We start from the raw sequence: 16,662 nt of genomic DNA on the forward strand, positions 1-16,662 counted from the left end.
GCCGGCTCCCGGTCGCTCCCGCGCGTGACCGGTTGTCGCTCAGAGGCGGGCATTTACGCATATGCGCGGTCTGCGGCATGTGGAAGATAAACCTTAACGGGGACCGGTCGAAGGGATTAAGCGCGGTGAAGGCCATGGCGGGTGTCGATATGCCACCACACCTGCCGACCGTGCTGTCCGGTCCCGACGGCGTCGTGCGCTGCCGCTGGGCCACCGAGACGGGCCGCGATCTGACCGTCTATCACGACGTCGAATGGGGTAGACCCACTCACGACGAGGTCACGCTGTTCGAGGCGCTGGTGCTGACCTACTTCGAGAACGGCCTGTCGTGGGCAACCGTGTTCGACAAGCGGGAGAACTTGCGCGCCGCGTTTCACGGGTTCGACCCGGCGGCGGTGGCGGCGATGACTGACGACGATGTCGAGCGACTGATGGCCGATGCCTCCATCATTCGCAACCGGCGAAAGATTGAGGCCACGCTGCACAATGCCCGCCTGCTTTCCGCACAATCGCTCGCGCAATTGGCGTGGAAACATCAACCGCGACAACACCATCGACTGCGCAGCTGGGCCGACGGCCGGATGACCAGCCCGGAGTCGTATCAGCTTGCGAAAGCATTGCGGGAGACGGGATTTCGGCATGCCGGCCCCGTCGTCGCCCACTCGTTCATGCAGACCGTGGGAATCGAAAACGGTCATTTCGAAGGGTGTTTTCGTGCAGTGTCACCGCCGTCGGACTGAAGCCGCACACACGCGGCCGGTGTGAGCGATGCGCGCCGGCGGTGCTATAACCGCGATCATGCTGCGCAGCCTGGCGAGCCTGGTCGGATCGAATCACGTCGTCACCGACCCCGATGTGCTGGCGGCGTGCAGCGTCGACCACACCGGCCGCTACCGCGGGAAGGCGAGCGCCCTGGTGCGGCCGGGCACCGCCGAGCAGGTCGCCGAGGTGCTGCGCGAGTGCCGGGACGCCGGTGCGCACGTTACGGTGCAGGGCGGCCGGACCTCGCTGGTGGCCGGCACCGTCCCCGAACACGACGACGTGTTGCTGTCCACCGAGCGGCTGAACGCCGTCGGCGACGTTGACACCGTCGAACGCCGCATCGAGGCCGGCGCCGGAGCCACCCTGGCCGCGGTGCAACGGGCCGCGGGCACGGCCGGTCTGGTGTTCGGCGTGGATCTGGCGGCCCGCGACACTGCGACCGTCGGCGGCATGGCGTCGACGAACGCCGGCGGCCTGCGCACGGTCCGCTACGGCAACATGGGTGAGCAGGTGGTCGGCGTCCATGTGGCCCTGCCGGACGGCACGTTGTTGCGCCGACACAGCCGGGTGCGCCGGGACAACACCGGCTACGACCTGCCGGCGCTGTTCGTCGGCGCCGAGGGCACGCTTGGCGTCATCACCGAGCTGGACCTGCGGCTGCACGCCACGCCGTCACACCGGGTGACGGCGATCTGCGGCTTCGCCGACCTCGAGGCGCTGGTAACCGCCGGGCGCACCTTCCGCGATGTGGACGGCATCGCGGCGCTGGAGCTGATCGACGGCCGCGCCGCCGCGCTGACCACCGAGCACCGCGGAGTCGGCGCCCCGGTCCCCGGCGACTATCTGCTGCTGGTGGAACTGGCCGCCGATCACGACCAGACCGAGCGGCTCGCCGACCTGCTCGACGAGGTGCCGACGTGTGCCGATCCCGCGGTCGGCGTGGATGTCGCTGCGCAGCAACGGTTGTGGCAGATCCGCGAATCGCTGGCCGAGGTGCTCGGTGTGTACGGGCCCCCGCTGAAGTTCGATGTCTCGCTGCCACTGGCGACGATCGGCGAATTCGAAAGACGCGCAATCGATTTGATCGACACGCATGCCCCCGACGCGCTGCCGGTGCTGTTCGGCCACATCGGCGAGGGCAACCTGCACCTCAACGTGCTGCGCTGCCCGGCCGACCGGGAACGGGCCCTGTATGAGCCGATGATGGACCTCATCGCGCGATCCGGGGGCAACGTCAGCTCCGAACACGGCGTCGGCAGCCGCAAACGGCCCTACCTCGGTATGTCCCGCGAGGCCGCCGACATCGCGGCGATGCGCACGGTCAAAGCCGCGCTGGATCCAACTGGATTCCTCAACGCCGCGGTGTTGTTCGACTAGCTGCCCTTAATCCCCACCGCGTGCCGCAGCTGTGCCAAAAATTGGTCGGCGTCGTCGCTTCGCACGATGTAGTGCGATATCGCAATCCGGATCACCGTCGCCGCCTTCACCGCCGCGTTGGGCCCGGGCAGGTGGCGCTGCAGACCCTCGCGCATCTGCGGGATGACCCAGGAGAACTGGGCGATGGTGTGCTCGGGCTCGACGTCCACCATGCGCACACCGGAGTACGAATGCTGATATTCGACGATGAACCGCAGCACGGCGTCCAGCTTGTCCACGCCCTTGAGGCCCGCGGTGGCCTTCACCAGACCGCTTTCGAAGATCTGGCGCTCGTAGCTCGAAAACGCCGACAGCAACTCCTCTTTGGACGCGAACCAGCGGTATAGCGTCGGGCGGGAGACGCCCGCCTGGGTGGCGACGTCGGACAGGCTGAGCTTGGTCTTGCCGTTTCGGCCGAGCACCTCGGCGGTGGCCGCCAGAATGCGCTGACGGGTCGAGGTGTCGGTGTCGGCGATCGTCGTCGCCCGGGCCGGCTGGCTCATGATTCAAACTTTTCGAAGTGTCGCCGAGGTGTCATGGTCATTCGCTCCCACGTTAGGCCCGAGGGGGACGCCGGCGCACCAGCACCGACTGCTGGATGGCGCCGACCGCGCCCTGCTCGTCGAACAACGTGCCGATCGTCGTCCCGATGCCGTCCGGCCCGTAGCTGGTCTCCGCGCGAATGCCGATCCAATCGCCGTCAGGTACACGAAATACGTGCACGGCCAGATCGGTGTTGAGGAATGTCCATTTGGTGATGTCCAACTTGCTGCCGATGCCATTGGCGCAGTCGGCCACCGCGAACAGCCGTTCCAGCTGCGTCATGGATTCGCCGTTGACCAGGTCGACGGTCGGGTTGATCCAGGATTCGCCGGGGCCCTCGCTGAGCGGCTCGGTCAGCCACAGCCACTCCAGGCTGTGCACGTAATTGCGGTCCCAGTCCCGCGCCTTGAGGTTGCGGTTGAAGGCCTCGGCCCGCCGCCGGGGCAGTGGCGCCGCGGCGTGCGCGATCGGTTCCGTGTCCTGGTGCTGCAACCGCCACCCGCTGGCGCGCGCCACCGGCCGCGGTGTGCCGTCGGGTCCGGGGGCCAGCATCTCGGCGCCGAGCAGCTCGATTTGCTTGCCCGGACGTTGCACCTGCGCGCGCACCCACAGATCACCTTCGGCCGGCACCCCGCCCAATAGGTCGATGACCACCCGGGACAGGCGCGTGTCGTCGCGCTGCTCGCACCGCTCCAGCGCCCGGACCAGCAGCGCCGACACCGGACCGCCGTGCTGGATGGCCGCCGACCAGGTGCCGCGCGCGAGATCCGTCGCCCGGAACTTCTCACCCAGCGCGGTGGCGTCGTCGCCGGCCGGATCGATCAGCTCGTAGTAGGCGTCGGTCATCGTCAGCCTCTCGGGTCAGGGCAGGCCGGCGCCGGGAGTGGTCACCGTGACGGCATCCAGCCGGGAAAGCCGGGTGCCGACCAGGCGTTGAGGATAGGCCTCCGTGCTCGACAACAGAAACAGCGTGCGGCGCTGCGGACCGCCCAGGGCGCAGGCGATGGCGACCCGGTCGCCCATGTCGATGCGATCGGTCACGGTGCCACCCGCCACGATCCGCTCGAACTGATGGGCCAGGGTCATGGACGCCCACACCCCACCCTCGGCGTCCAGCGCGATGCCGTCGGGCGGCCCGTCGAGGCCGTCGGCGAAAACCCGGCGATCGGATAGCCCGCCGTCGCGGGCGATGGAAAATGCGGTCAGCCGCCGGGCCGTCGATTCGGCGACGATCAGCGTCCCGCGGTCCGGGGTGATCGCCATGCCGTTGGGGAAGTCGAGGTCTTCGGCCACGATGGTGGCCCTGGTCGCACTGTCGTCGGGGTCCAGCCGAATGATGACCCCACCGCGCAATGCCTGGCAGCCGATGTAGGCGCGGCCCGCGTCATCGAGGACCATGTCGCCGAGTGCCGCGGGTGCCAGGTCGGCCAGATCGGCGATGGTGACCACGGTTTCGCCGTCATAGCGCAGCACCTGCCGGTCTTCGGTCGAGGCGATCAACAGCGACCCGTCGGGCCGGAAGCCCAGGCCCGACGGCGAGTGCCCGGGCAGCGGCAGCGTGGTCAGCGAGCCACCCATGGTCGCGGTGTGGACGGCCTCGCCCAGCATGTCGGAGAACCACAGCAGGCCCTCGAACCAGCGCGGCCCCTCGCCGAAGCAGAATCCGTTGGCCAGCGGCTCGGGAATCATTCGTCCCCGCCTTCGGCAAATCGGTCCGCTTTACAAAACATCGCAAAAGTGTCATGCACCGCGGGTACCGGTGTCAATCTCCTGCGAGTTCGCACGCGACGATCGTGTGCTCGGCGTTGGGACGTCGGCGCCGCGATACCACGTTGCTGGCCGCCGACAGCGAGGGGTTTCACCGCGCTCGACAAGGTTGGTAGCAGTCGATACGCTGACGCGACCGCCCGGCCAACGGAGGCACGGTTGAAAATTCTCAGGGCATCGTGTTGGGTCTTGCTCGTCCTCACGCTGCTCGCGGCGGCGGTCACGGCGGTGCGTCCGTCGCTGGCTACTCAAGCCGGGGCCGCCCAAATGGGATTTCTCATTCTGTTTGTCATCGTCCATGCGTGGCTGGGCTACTCCGCACGAGGCATGGCCGCATTCGTCGTCATCGCCGGCGTTGTTGCGTTCGCATTGGAGGCAATCGGCGTCGCGACCGGTTTCCCCTTCGGCTCCTACACCCATCACCTACCCGGTCCGAAACCCCTTGGCGTCCCCCCGGTGGCCATCGCCAGCTGGATCATGTTCGGCTGGCTGGCCTGGGCGCTTGCCCGCGTGATCATGCGACCCGCACCTGGTGTGGCTGTCGGTAAGGCCGAACGATTTACGACACCCATCGTGGCGACATTCATCCTGGGGGGTTATGACCTGGTGTACGACCCCTTGGGGGCGACGGCGCACGACTGGTACTCCTATGACCACCCGACCGGCGCGCTGGGTGTCCCGCTGACGAATTTTCTCGGCTGGCTTCTGACGGGCTGGTTGATCTTTCAGCTCGTCGCGCTCATCGAGACGCGATTCCCCGGACGCCCCGTCATCCGAACCCGCACTTACTGGCTACTGCCGTGCCTGTTCTGGCTTTCCACCACCACCCAGGTCTTCACCAGCCTGATCCATCCTCCCGACGGCGTCGCGGTCCGCGGAGGTAAGACGATCGCGATCGCCGACGTCTACGAATCATGTGCGTCGGCGGCGTTATTCACCATTGTGTTCAGCGGGCTCACCGCGTTGCTCCGGCTCTACGGCCGTCAGCCGTCGCTTCGCTGATTCGCCTTGCCGATACACGGTGTTCGCGCTACAGACTTGTGACGGCACCATCTGGAAACGGTGCGCGTCGTAGTGCGTGTTGCGCACCAACAATGAGGCGGTCATCGAGGGGCGACTTGGCTACCGCTGAGTGGTTCTGCTGCGCGAATGAAGGAGTTGGACGTGGACCGCCAGCTGAAGACGCGGTCACCGTCGGGACCGGCTTCCTCCCGGGTGTCGCCGACCTTGAGCGGCAGCTGCGGCAAGTTGGCGATGTGAAGTGGTCGTCACGATGTCCAATGGCGTTGCCTCCCTGGGCTTTCAGCCGTTCCGCCGCCCGGCCGGGCCGCCGTCTTGTTAGCCAAGCTTTACAAAAGCTGCTCAAAGTGTCACGCTGAGCGCTGAGCTGCGAGCGCGAGAGGTGAACTGGATTGACGAAGGCGTCTGAGGAATCCGCGCAGACCGAATGGACCGTGCAGGGCCTGCTGGATCTGTTCGACGTGCAGGCCGACGGGGACGACCGATTCACCGGTGACACCGGCATCGCCGTAGGCGACGAACGCCAGGTGGTGGAAGGCACCCAGGTGCTGGCACAGGCGATTGTCGCGGTGGCGAAGCGCTTTCCCGATAAATCGGTGCGCTCAGCGCACGCGGTGTTCTCGCGCGCCGTGGTCGTCGGTCCGTCGATCGAACTGGTCCTCGACGTCGTATCCGAAGGCCGGTCCACCGCCACCGCGGTGGTCGCCGTGCACCAGAACGGCCGGCGCTGCCTGAGCGTCACCGTGCTGGCCGACGTCCCGACCGACGACGTTATCCGGCACCACCTGCCGCGCCCGGAGGTCGCCGCCCCGGCCGACGCGCACCCCTCGCCGATGCCGATGATCGGTCGCGAGCTGCGCCTGGTCGACGTCGTCGACGTCAACAGCCCCGACGAGGTCGGCCCGCCGGAACTCTACGCGTGGCTGCACTACGATCCGATCCCGACCCGCGACGAGTTGGCCAAGGCGCTGCTCGCGTACTTCACCGGGCATCTTGGGATCTCGACCACCATGCGCGCGCATGAGGGCATCGGCACCGCCCAGGCGCACCTGACCGTGTCCACCGCGCCGATGAGCATCTCGGTGGCGTTCCACGAACCGGTGGACTGGACCGGTTGGCTGCTCTACACGCACGAGAGCACCCAGGTCGGCGCGGGCATGTCGTACGTGCGCGGCACCGTGCACGCGCAAGAGGGCGAGCTGTTGGCATCGTTCGCCCAGGAGGCGCTGATCCGGCCGCTGCGCACCAGCGACACGGCGATCGACTCGCGCGCGCGGTTCTAAGACCATGCGGTTCACCATCACCCACCCGATGCACAGCCATCCCTACAACCCGGAGCTGGTCAGCGGGGACGGTATCGGCAAGGTGGCCGCGGCATGCGAGGCGGCCGGGATTCACGGTTTCGGCTTCACCGATCACCCGGCGCCCTCGCAGCGATGGCTGGAGGCCGGCGGACACGATGCGTTGGATCCCTTTGTCGCATTGGGTTTCGCGGCAGCCACGACATCCACGCTGCGGTTGATCCCCAACATCGTGGTGCTGCCGTACCGAAACCCGTTCGTGGTGGCCAAGTCCGGCGCCACCCTGGACCTGCTCTCCGGTGGGCGCTTCACGCTCGCGGTGGGCGTGGGCTACCTCAAGCGCGAGTTCGCGGCACTCGGAGTGAGCTTCGACGAGCGGGCCGAGCTGTTCGAGGAATCGCTACAGGTGATCCGGGCCATCTGGACCGGTGACGATATCTCGTTCGAGGGCAAGCATTTCAGCGCGCGCGGCATCACCGCGCATCCCAGGCCGGTGAGCGATCCGCATCCGCCGATCTGGATCGGCGGCAATACGTCGTCATCGCGGCAGCGGGTGGTCCGGTACGGCGACGGCTGGTGCCCGTTCCCGGCGCCGCCGCAGCTGGCCCAGACGGCCGGCACGGCCGTCATCGACTCGGTGCAGAAGCTCGCACGCGGGATCGACGATCTGCGCCGCAGATGCGATGCGGCGGGCCGGGATTGGTCGGCGATCGACATCACCTTCACCAACTTCGAGGGCGGCAGTCCCGCGAGCGACGACTTCAACGCCGACGCCTACCTCGAGGGCCTAGAGGAGTTGGCGAAGCTGGGTGTCACCTGGGTCGGCATGCACCTGCCCGGCGACAGCATGGCGCACGCGCTCGAGACGCTCGACAGGTTCCGCACCCTCGTGGTCGATACCGCCTGATGAACTTCTCCCGCGTCGAGCTTTCGCCCGAGGATCAGAAATTCTTCGATGAGACCCGGGCGTTCATCGCCGAACACGTCACCGACGAAGTGCGGCAACGTGATCGCGAGACTGGCGAAAACTTCAGCGAACAAGTGCATTTGGCGTTGGGCGAGGCGGGTTATCTGGCGTCGGATTGGAAGCTGGAGTCCGAAGGGGGATTCAATCCGGTGCGCCGGCGGATCTTCCACCTCGAGATCGGCCGCGCTCACACGCCGTGGTTCCACTGGGGCACCACCGCAACCGTCGCGCGGTTGGTGAAGCAATTCGGGGCGGCCGAACTCGCCGACGCGATACTGCCCGGCGTGCTGTCCGGGGAGATCCGGCTCTGCCTGGGCTACACCGAGCCCGAAGGCGGCTCCGACGTCGCCACCTGCAAGACCCGGGCCGTGCGGGATGGATCGAGCTGGGTCATCAACGGTTCGAAGATGTTCACCTCGAACGCACAGAATGCCAAGTACGTCTTCCTGCTCACCAACACTGATCCGCACGGACGCAGACACAAGAACCTGACCATGTTTTTGGTACCGCTGGATTCCGACGGCATCGAGATCCAGGGCATCCGCACGCTGGACGGTGACCGCACCAACATCGTGTATTACAGCGACGTGCGGGTCGATGATCTGTATCGGATCGGGGAGGTCAACGGCGGCTGGACGGTGATGCGGTCTGCGCTCGACGCGGAACACGGCATTACCGACCCCGAAGACCATGGCCTGCAAAACATTTCGATGCTATCCGAGCACGGCCACCTGATGGCCGAGGCGGCCGACGGAGTCGCGGCGGTCCTGGCCACGCCCGATGCGACCGGTCGGCGCCTCATCGACGACGAAGCGACCAAATACCGGCTAGGCCGCAGCATGGCCCGCATCGAGGCGGCCATGTCGACGCCCGGTATGTACGGGCGGGTAGCGATCATCCAGACCATGCGGGACGTCTCCCACGAATTGATGGACCTGCTGGGGACGGCGTCGACATTGCCCACCGATACACCGGGTTCCGCGGACGACGGTGCCATCGAGTTCATCTATCGGCACGGCGTGCCCGCCGGCATCTACGGCGGCACGATGGAGGTGTTCCGCAACATGATCGCCCAGCACGAGCTGGGTCTCGGGCGCCCTAGCTACGGCCGCTGACCGGCAGCTCGGCCGACACCTCGACGCGGGTGTCGTCGAAGCTGAGGAATCCCTTGATGGGCAGGCTTTCCGGGGGCGGGCCGGGATAGCTCCAGGCGACGTCCTCGACAACCTGGTCGCCCGACACGAACGTCCAATACGTCGCAAACCCTTTGTAATTGCAGTAACTCGACGTCTCGGAACGTTTCAGCAGATCGGTGCGCACGTGAGCCGGATCGACGTAGAGCCGCGGGGCGAGCGCGGTCTCGAACAGGATCACGGTGTCGTCGGTGTCCACCAGCGTGGTGCCGGCGACGCGGACGCGCAAGCGGCGTTGGGTGGGACGACAGTCGACGCGGTGATAGGGATTGGGCGGGTAGTGCACGAGTTTGCGTCCCTCTTCCATCCAGGTATCGACCGCGTCCCAGGGCACGTGGACGAAGCCCGGCGCTTCGGGTTCCGGCTCGCTCGGCAAGTCGCCGACCTCGTCGGCAGCGAAGGCGTAGCTCAGCGGCCGGCCGCGCCGGTGCACCATCAGCGCCCGCTCGGTGTCTATCACCACGCGGCCGTCCTTGACGGCCTGCACGCGCCGCGGATGCGGTTCGACGTAGACGACGTCGTCGGGTATTGCGGGCGAGAAGCGCCCCGCGGGATCGTTGCTGAGCGGACCGCGACCGGCCACCAGAGTCATGCTTGAAAGCCTATAAGGCCGTCGAGCGTGGGGCGGGTAGACCAAATCGGGGCCGTTCCGGTGCTTGGCGCCCAAGGTCGGCGCTTAGGGTAAACCCATGGCGGGACCGGTGGAAGGCGTCAAAGTCGTCGAACTCGGGGTTTGGGTGGCCGGACCGGCCGCCGGCGGCATCTTGGCGGACTGGGGCGCCGACGTGATCAAGATCGAGCCACCGACCGGTGATCCGGGGCGCATGTTCGGCCGGATGCTGGGCTGCGATCTGGGCTTGAACCCGCCGTTCGAGATGGACAACCGGTCCAAGCGCAGCGTCGTACTGGACCTCGGGACCGAGGAGGGACGTGACACCGCGTTCGAATTGCTCGCCGACGCAGACGTTTTCCTGACCAATGTGCGACCCGGCGCGCTCCAACGGCTCGGCCTGGACTTCGGGCCGGTGTCGGCGGCCAACCCCCGACTGGTTTATGGGCTCATCACCGGATACGGCGAAAGCGGCCCGGACGCCGACCGCGCCGCCTTCGACGTCGCCGCGTTCTGGTCCCGGGCCGGGGTGGCCCACCTGCTCACCCGCCCCGGCGACACGCCCCCGTTCCAGCGCGGCGGGATGGGCGACCACTCCGCCGGGATGACGATGGCCGCGGCCGTGTGCGCGGCCCTGCTCGCGCGCGAACGGACCGGGACGGGTCAGCTGGTGTCCACCTCGCTCTACCGGCAGGGTGCCTACACGGTCAGCTTCGACCTCAACACCTATCTGATGAGCGGGCAGCCCATCGCGATCGGCCAGCGCGAAACGATGGGCAACCCGTGCATGAACAACTACGCCGCCGCCGACGGGCGGCGGTTCTGGATCGTCGGCCTCGAGCCCGAGCGGCACTGGCCGGCGTTGTGCCGCGCGGTCGGCCGGCCCGAGTGGCGCGACGATCCGCGGTTCGCCGATGCCCGTGCCCGCGCCGTCAACTCGACCATGCTGATCGCCGCGCTGGATGAAATCTTCGCCTCGCGGCCACTCGACGCGTGGGCAGAGGTGTTCGCCGGCGAACCGGACTTTTTCTGGTCACCGATCAACACCCTCGAGGACGTCGTCGCCGACCAGCAGTTCCACGCCGCGGGTGGCATCGTTGACGTCCCGGACGGCGAAGCCGCCGTGCCGATGGTGGCCACACCGGCGGATTTTCATGGGACTCCGTGGGCACCGCGTTCTGCGGCACCAGAACTCGGGCAGCACACCGAGGAAGTGCTAGCCGACCTCAAGGCGCGCCGCGGTTCCTGACGAACCAGGGAAGCTTTACAAATTTCGTCAGAAGTGTCACCCTGTGCGGTGAGTCGCATCGCCGGCGCGTGAAGCGGCTCCAGCCCTTGAGAAAGCCCATGACAAGCGCTTGAGACCCGTCAGCGAAGTGGCGGTGAGGAATGGATCGATGGCCGCTCCAACATTCGATATCAGCAACAGCAGCGCTGCGAAAGCAACCCGCGCAAACGGCGAGGGTCTGCGCTACCGGCTCGACGTCGTCGCGGCCAGCGCCGTCGACGTCGTGCAATCGGCCGGCGGCTGGCTCTACGACCGGGCCATGGCCGGTTGGGAAGTGACCGTGTTGCTCCCGCGACGCTGCGACACCCCGTCGCTGCGAATCCTGGGGGTACGGGCGGCGGAGCTCGAGCCGGAGCTCGACGAGCTGGGGGCGCGCTCGACGGGCCTGGCCGTCAGCGCGCAGGCATTCACTGCCGACGACCGGGTCCGGGAGGCGGTGCTCGAGTCGCTGAGCAACCCACTGATCGAGGTCGCTTTATGGGGTGAAGGATGGCCTTTGAGCGTGAACCGCGCGACGACGCGTGCGCAGCATCTGCTCAGCGGTGCGGCCCGGATGTTCAAGGGCTATGCGCTTGCGGCGGCGGGCATTCCGCGAGCGACGGTCTATGCCACCGAGACGCTGCTGTGTGACGTGGGCCTGGGGGTTGACGCAGAGCTCATCCGGCTCGACTAGCCCGATGAAGAAATACTTCGGACACACGCTGCTCTACTTGCACGAAACGATCTCGCTGGGGTCCGGGCGAAGCGACCGGTTCACCGAGATCTTCGCCGACACCTATCAACCGATGATGGAGCAGCTCGGCGCTCGGCTTTTCGCGATCTGGGAATCCACGCCGTACAACGGTCACTGGCCGCAGGCGACGGTCATCTGGGAGATCGACGGTTTCGCCGACTACGCCAGGATCGGTGCCGCGCAGGCTCGCGGCGGCAGCCACGATGCCGCGTCCGGTAAGTGGTCGGCATTCCTTGCCGACATCGGCGCCTCGGGGGAGGGCCGCATCATGTACCCCGGGCCCAGCAACAAGACGCTCGCCCAACTGCGCGAGGTCAATTTCACCGCGCCGCTGGTGATTCAAGAGATCATGCAGACCAAACCGGGACGCCAGGACGACTACATCCGCGAACTGGAACGGCTCTACGTTCCGTGGTCGGAACGCACGGGTAAACGCTGGCTCGGTTCGTTCACCACGACCTTCCGCTACAACGAGGTCATCCACTACTGGGCGCTGGACGGCGGCTGGGACTGCTTCGCCGAGCACTATCCGTCCTGGAAGGAGAGCCCCCCGGCCGAGATCGTCACGTGGATGAGCGTGGCTCCCGCGTTGCGGGACGGCTGGGAGGATTCCATTCTGCAGGCCCTCCCGCCGTCGCCGCTACAGTGACGAAACGACCGAACGCTGTGAACGTCAACGATTTCCGCTACGATCCCTTCGACGCGGCGGTGATGACAAACCCGTTGCCGTACTACCGGATACTGCGCGACCACCATCCGGTGTACTACATGCCGCAGTGGGACACGTTCGCGCTGTCGCGCTTCGAGGACATCTGGACGGTGCTGGAAGTCAATAACGGCACGTTCGTCGCCTCGGAGGGCACGCTGCCGCCGGCATCGGTTCTGGCGCAACACAACAGCGGCCCGGTCCCCGATCCGCCCCTGCACCCGTTGCCGTTTCACGCCATGTTCGACGCCGACCTGTACGGCGAGATCCGGCGTACCCATTCCCGACCGTTTCGGCCGCGGTCGGTCAAAGACCTGGAAGGCCGGATCCGCACGCTGGCCAACGAGCGCCTTGATGCGCTGCTTGCGGGTGGCACCTTCGACCTCACCCAGGACTACGGCGGCATCGTGGTGGCCGCCATCGTCTGCGAACTCCTCGGCATCCCCACCGATCTCGCACCGCAGGTCCTTGCCACCGTCAACGCCGGCAGCCTCGCCCAGCCCGGCGTCGGCGTGGACACCGGGCAGGCGCGACCCAACTATTTCGAATATTTGCTGCCGGCGGTTGCCCGCCGCCGGGCCGATCCGTCCGCGGCGCCGCTCGACGTGGTCGATGGTCTGCTGGACTATCGCCTGCCCGACGGCAGCGCGCTCGACGACATGGAAGTCGCGACACAGATGCTGTGCATCTTCATCGGGGGAACCGAGACGGTGCCCAAAATCGTCGCCCACGGCCTGTGGGAGCTCCACCGGCGGCCCGAGCAGCTTGCCGCCTTGCGCGCCGACCTGGAGAACAACGTGCTCATCGCACGCGATGAGATGATCCGATTCTGTGCGCCGGCGCAATGGTTCGCGCGAACGGTGCGCAAGCCCTTCGAGATTCACGGCCAAACTCTGAATCCGGGACAGCGTGTGATCACCCTGCTCGCATCGGCCAACCGCGACGAGCGGGAATACCCCTACCCTGACGAGTTCATCTGGGATCGGCCGATCCGCCGCTCGCTGGCGTTCGGCCGTGGCCAGCACTTCTGCATCGGATATCATCTGGCGCGCCTGGAAGTGGCTGTGCTGCTGGCCGAATGGCTCCGCCGGGTGCCCGACTACGCGATCCAGGCCGAAGCCGCCACTCGGCTGCCGTCCAGCTTCCAATGGGGTTGGAACAACATCCCGGTGGAGGTCTGACGTGTGGTCCTACCGGATCATCGCGCCGTATCTGTTCGAGCGCACCACGATCGACGACAAGACACCCGAGTGCCTGGCCGACGGGCAGGTGCTGTTGCGGTTTTCGGCCGCGGGCGTCTGCGGCAGCGATCTTCCGGCGTTTCGCGGCGCCAAGGGACGGCTCCCGGGAGACGACGGCCGAAGCGGTCCCGAAAAAGACGGCTTCCCCATACACGAGGTCGCCGGCGAGGTGATCGCCAGCCGGCATCCCGCCCACCGTCCCGGCGATCACGTTGTTGGCTGGGCATCCGGTTTCGACGGCATGATGGAACGCGTTGTCAGCGACGGTGACGGACTGGCGCCCTACGACCCGGCGCTGACCCCCGCCCAGGCGGTCGGCCTGCAACCATTGGCCTGTGTGCTCTACGCCTGCGAGCAACTCGGCGATCTGGCCGACCGGCACGTCGCGATCATCGGCCAGGGATCGATCGGCCTGTTGTTCTCCTACGTCGCCAAAACGGCGGGCGCGCGGCGCGTCACCGGGGTCGACCCGATCGATCGCCGTGACCTGGCAACGGCTTTCGGAGTCGACGACCTGGTGCGCGCCACCAGTGACCGCTGGGTGAGTCACCTCGGGCCCGCGGACCGCGCGGACGTGGTCATCGAGGCCGTGGGTCACCAGGTCGCCACCCTGAACCACGCCATCGACGCGGCCGCCCCCGGCGGCACCGTGTTCTACTTCGGTGTCGCCGACGACGAAATGTATCCGATCAGCATGCGGGGGATGCTGCGCAACAACTTGACGCTGAAATCCGGTGTGACGCTGGACCGGCGGCGGATGCTGGAGCTTGCCGGGAAATTCGCCGCCGAGCACCCTTGGCTGCTGGGCGCCTACCTCACCCACACCTTCGGCATCGACCAGGCGCAGGACGCCTTCGACCTAGCCTGCCGGCCGGTCGTCGAACGGATCAAGATCGCCATCGCCGGATGAGCCGACCATGACAGACACCTCGCCGAGCAGCCTGCAGCTGGCGCTGCGCGGTAAGACCCCGATATTCGGCGGCTGGGTCACCGGCCCGACGGCGCTGGGCCCGGAGGAATTCGCCCGCGCCGGTTACGATTACGTCGGCTTCGATGCGCAGCACGGCTATCTCGACGACGCCGGCATCGCCGGCATCTTGCGCCGCATCGAGCACGTGCCCGTCGGCACCGTGGTGCGCCTGCCCAACGCCGAGGCGGCGCCGATAGGGCGGGTGCTCGACGCGGGCGCCGACGCCGTCGTCATCGCGATGATCGAGTCTGCGGACCAGGCCGCCGCCGCGGTGGGCGCCACCCGCTACCCGCCGAGGGGCGTGCGCAGCTTCGGTCCGCTGCGCGCCAGCCTGGGGCACGACCCCGCCACCCACGAGTCACGGGTCGGGGTGTTCGCGATGATCGAGACTGCGGCGGCGCTGTCGGGCATCCAAGAGATCTGCGCCGTCGACGGGCTGACCGGAATCTACGTCGGGCCCGCCGATCTGGCCATCTCGCTGGGCGTCCGCGTCGTGGGCGCCACCCGGCACCCGGACGTGCTCGACGCGATCGTGCGCATCCACCGGGCGGCTTCGGACGCGGGCTTGGTCACCGGCATTCACGCTGGGGACGGCAAGACGGGGCATGCCATGGCGCAGCTGGGATTCGACATGATCACCCTGGCGGCCGAGGCGCAGGCGCTGCGACGAGGCGCGGCGGAGCACCTGCGCGAGGCCACGCGATGATCGACGACGACCACTCAAGGATCCGAGAGCTGCTCGCCGGCTACGCCCTGGCACTTGATGTCGGCGACGTCGACGCATGCGTCCGGCTGTTCGCACCCGACGGCGAATTCCTGGTCTACGGCAAGACCTTCGCCGGCCATGACGGCATCGCGGGCATGTTCCGCGCGGCGGCCCGCGGCCTGCACCTGACCGGCAGCGCGCGGATCGAGGTCGAGGGAGAGCGCGCCACCGCCAGATCTCAGGTGCTGTTCGTCCGCGCGGGCGATCTTCAGGTGCGGCCCGCGATCTACGACGACGAGCTGGACCGCGTCGGCGGGCAGTGGCGCTTTACGCGGCGCCGCTGCCGCTTCATCACCGAGGCCGGATTGGCCGATAGCCCGGAGGTGAGTTCAGCATGAATGAACGCGTCGCACTGGTGACCGGTGCCGCCGGCGGGCAGGGCTGGTCCATTGTCCAACGACTGCGCGACAAAGGATTTTCGGTGGCCGCGTGCGACACCCGGACCGGCGAACTGATCACCGCGGTCGACGAAGCGGGCGACGACGGCCTGATCGCCCTCGAGCTCGACGTCACCTCAGCCGAGCAGTGGAACTCGGTGGTCGCCGCGGCCGTCGGTCGCTTCGGGTCGCTGAGCACGCTGGTCAACTGCGCCGGCGTGCTGCATCGGGCGTCGCTGACCGAGGAGACTCCCACCGGCTTTGAAACCGCTTGGCGCGTCAATTGTCTGGGCCCGTTTCTCGGGATGCGCGCCGTCCTGGGACAGCTGCGGGAGGCGCCGAACGCGTCGATCGTCAACATCTGCAGCACCGGCGCTATTCGCCCCTTCCCGCAACACAGCGCCTACGGGTCGTCGAAGTGGGCGTTGCGCGGCCTGACCCAGACCGTCGCGGCCGAACTCGCCCCCTCGGGCGTCCGGGTCAACGCCGTCTTCCCCGGGCCGATCGCCACAGCGATGCTCGACGAGGTCACCCAGGCACGGCTTGCCGCGGCATCGATGTTTGGGCGGATAGGCGAGGCCGGTGAAGTCGCCGACGCCGTGGCCTTCTTGGTGTCGGACGAGGCATCGTTCATCACCGGCTCCGAACTCGTCATCGATGGTGGGCAATGCCTGCAGACCCGATGAGCGTCGGCATCATCGGCGCCGGGCCCGGCGGGCTGGCACCGGGAATCATGTTGTCACGGGGCGGGTTTGACAACTTCACCATCTTCGACCGGGAAGACGGCGCGGGGGAACCTGGCGGATCAACACTTATTCCGGACTGGCATGCGGCGTCAAATCGCACCTTTATTCCCACTCGTTCGATCTCAACGCCGAGTGGTCGCGACTGTGGTCCCTGCAGCCCGAGATCCTGCTGGACTACTTCCAGCGCTGCGCCGACAAATACGGCCTGCACCCGCACCTGCGGCTGCGGCTGCGCAACGAAATTCGAGGCGCAGGA

At 67.3% G+C, this 16,662-nt stretch carries 18 protein-coding genes and 2 pseudogenes; 15 read left to right on the top strand and 5 right to left on the bottom strand.

Annotated elements, in window-relative coordinates:
• Nucleotides 1–134: 134 nt before the first annotated feature.
• Nucleotides 135–740 (top strand): DNA-3-methyladenine glycosylase I, encoded by a 606-nt coding sequence (locus tag AC5Y4F_RS21580; protein WP_231986317.1) that lies wholly within the window; start codon nucleotides 135–137, stop codon nucleotides 738–740.
• 58 nt (nucleotides 741–798) lie between these two features.
• On the top strand, nucleotides 799–2,139 hold the full coding sequence (locus AC5Y4F_RS21585; RefSeq protein ID WP_499998490.1) for an FAD-binding oxidoreductase: 1,341 nt from the start codon (nucleotides 799–801) through the stop codon (nucleotides 2,137–2,139).
• Here the strand turns inward: AC5Y4F_RS21585 and AC5Y4F_RS21590 are convergent.
• Genes AC5Y4F_RS21590 through AC5Y4F_RS21600 form a run of 3 tightly spaced genes read right to left on the bottom strand, consistent with a single transcriptional unit; the run spans nucleotide 2,136 to nucleotide 4,410 of the window.
• Complete coding sequence (locus tag AC5Y4F_RS21590) at nucleotides 2,136–2,681, bottom strand: TetR/AcrR family transcriptional regulator (protein WP_007769268.1); 546 nt, start codon at nucleotides 2,679–2,681, stop codon at nucleotides 2,136–2,138. The two genes, AC5Y4F_RS21585 and AC5Y4F_RS21590, sit on opposite strands and share 4 nt — an antisense overlap.
• Nucleotides 2,682–2,733: 52 nt before the next feature.
• Nucleotides 2,734–3,567, bottom strand: coding sequence for a thioesterase family protein (locus AC5Y4F_RS21595; RefSeq protein WP_499998492.1), 834 nt, complete (start codon nucleotides 3,565–3,567; stop codon nucleotides 2,734–2,736).
• Between the two features lie 15 nt (nucleotides 3,568–3,582).
• Complete coding sequence (locus AC5Y4F_RS21600) at nucleotides 3,583–4,410, bottom strand: SMP-30/gluconolactonase/LRE family protein (RefSeq protein ID WP_499998497.1); 828 nt, start codon at nucleotides 4,408–4,410, stop codon at nucleotides 3,583–3,585.
• A gap of 237 nt (nucleotides 4,411–4,647) precedes the next feature.
• On the opposite strand from AC5Y4F_RS21600, the gene AC5Y4F_RS21605 reads away from it, so the two are divergent.
• Entirely contained in the window at nucleotides 4,648–5,490 is an 843-nt protein-coding gene (locus AC5Y4F_RS21605) for a carotenoid biosynthesis protein (RefSeq protein WP_231986316.1), read from the top strand.
• A gap of 167 nt (nucleotides 5,491–5,657) precedes the next feature.
• Here the strand turns inward: AC5Y4F_RS21605 and AC5Y4F_RS21610 are convergent.
• Nucleotides 5,658–5,747: pseudogene (locus AC5Y4F_RS21610) on the bottom strand (SRPBCC family protein); the annotation flags it as partial.
• A 153-nt stretch (nucleotides 5,748–5,900) separates the two neighbouring features.
• Between AC5Y4F_RS21610 and AC5Y4F_RS21615 the strand changes: the two are divergent.
• Genes AC5Y4F_RS21615 through AC5Y4F_RS21625 form a run of 3 tightly spaced genes read left to right on the top strand, consistent with a single transcriptional unit; the run spans nucleotide 5,901 to nucleotide 8,891 of the window.
• Nucleotides 5,901–6,791, top strand: a complete 891-nt coding sequence (locus tag AC5Y4F_RS21615; protein WP_499998500.1) for an acyl-CoA thioesterase — start codon at nucleotides 5,901–5,903, stop codon at nucleotides 6,789–6,791.
• A gap of 4 nt (nucleotides 6,792–6,795) precedes the next feature.
• Entirely contained in the window at nucleotides 6,796–7,716 is a 921-nt protein-coding gene (locus AC5Y4F_RS21620; RefSeq protein ID WP_067932838.1) for an LLM class F420-dependent oxidoreductase, read from the top strand.
• Nucleotides 7,716–8,891 carry an acyl-CoA dehydrogenase family protein gene (locus AC5Y4F_RS21625; RefSeq protein WP_499998505.1) on the top strand — a complete coding sequence of 392 codons (1,176 nt, stop codon included), beginning with the start codon at nucleotides 7,716–7,718 and terminating at the stop codon, nucleotides 8,889–8,891. Before AC5Y4F_RS21620 ends, AC5Y4F_RS21625 begins: the two co-directional genes overlap by 1 nt.
• On the opposite strand, the gene AC5Y4F_RS21630 is transcribed toward AC5Y4F_RS21625, so the two are convergent.
• Complete coding sequence (locus tag AC5Y4F_RS21630; RefSeq protein WP_067932835.1) at nucleotides 8,875–9,561, bottom strand: DUF427 domain-containing protein; 687 nt, start codon at nucleotides 9,559–9,561, stop codon at nucleotides 8,875–8,877. The genes AC5Y4F_RS21625 and AC5Y4F_RS21630 overlap by 17 nt on opposite strands.
• Before the next feature lie 97 nt (nucleotides 9,562–9,658).
• Here AC5Y4F_RS21630 and AC5Y4F_RS21635 point away from each other — a divergent pair, with 97 nt between their 5' ends.
• The 9 genes and pseudogenes from AC5Y4F_RS21635 to AC5Y4F_RS21675 all read left to right on the top strand — a co-directional run.
• On the top strand, nucleotides 9,659–10,828 hold the full coding sequence (locus AC5Y4F_RS21635) for a CaiB/BaiF CoA transferase family protein (RefSeq protein WP_067932833.1): 1,170 nt from the start codon (nucleotides 9,659–9,661) through the stop codon (nucleotides 10,826–10,828).
• 148 nt (nucleotides 10,829–10,976) lie between these two features.
• The gene (locus tag AC5Y4F_RS21640) at nucleotides 10,977–11,540 is read left to right on the top strand and encodes a hypothetical protein (RefSeq protein WP_067932831.1); all 564 of its coding nucleotides are present in this window, start codon (nucleotides 10,977–10,979) and stop codon (nucleotides 11,538–11,540) included.
• Between the two features lie 4 nt (nucleotides 11,541–11,544).
• Complete coding sequence (locus AC5Y4F_RS21645) at nucleotides 11,545–12,249, top strand: NIPSNAP family protein (RefSeq protein WP_067932829.1); 705 nt, start codon at nucleotides 11,545–11,547, stop codon at nucleotides 12,247–12,249.
• Between the two features lie 62 nt (nucleotides 12,250–12,311).
• Nucleotides 12,312–13,487, top strand: a complete 1,176-nt coding sequence (locus tag AC5Y4F_RS21650) for a cytochrome P450 (protein WP_499998603.1) — start codon at nucleotides 12,312–12,314, stop codon at nucleotides 13,485–13,487.
• Between the two features lies 1 nt (nucleotide 13,488).
• A complete protein-coding gene (locus tag AC5Y4F_RS21655; RefSeq protein ID WP_499998513.1) occupies nucleotides 13,489–14,457 on the top strand; it encodes a zinc-binding dehydrogenase in 969 nt (322 codons plus the stop codon).
• A gap of 7 nt (nucleotides 14,458–14,464) precedes the next feature.
• Nucleotides 14,465–15,223 carry an HpcH/HpaI aldolase family protein gene (locus AC5Y4F_RS21660; protein WP_067932825.1) on the top strand — a complete coding sequence of 253 codons (759 nt, stop codon included), beginning with the start codon at nucleotides 14,465–14,467 and terminating at the stop codon, nucleotides 15,221–15,223.
• The gene (locus AC5Y4F_RS21665; RefSeq protein WP_499998516.1) at nucleotides 15,220–15,621 is read left to right on the top strand and encodes a nuclear transport factor 2 family protein; all 402 of its coding nucleotides are present in this window, start codon (nucleotides 15,220–15,222) and stop codon (nucleotides 15,619–15,621) included. Before AC5Y4F_RS21660 ends, AC5Y4F_RS21665 begins: the two co-directional genes overlap by 4 nt.
• Nucleotides 15,618–16,346, top strand: a complete 729-nt coding sequence (locus tag AC5Y4F_RS21670; protein WP_067932821.1) for an SDR family NAD(P)-dependent oxidoreductase — start codon at nucleotides 15,618–15,620, stop codon at nucleotides 16,344–16,346. The genes AC5Y4F_RS21665 and AC5Y4F_RS21670 overlap by 4 nt, the downstream gene beginning before the upstream one ends.
• Nucleotides 16,328–16,659 (top strand): annotated as a pseudogene (locus tag AC5Y4F_RS21675) (NAD(P)-binding protein); the annotation flags it as partial. The gene AC5Y4F_RS21670 and the pseudogene AC5Y4F_RS21675, both read left to right, overlap by 19 nt.
• Nucleotides 16,660–16,662 lie beyond the last annotated feature (3 nt).

The sequence above is a fragment of the Mycobacterium sp. NGS56 genome (assembly GCF_059812425.1).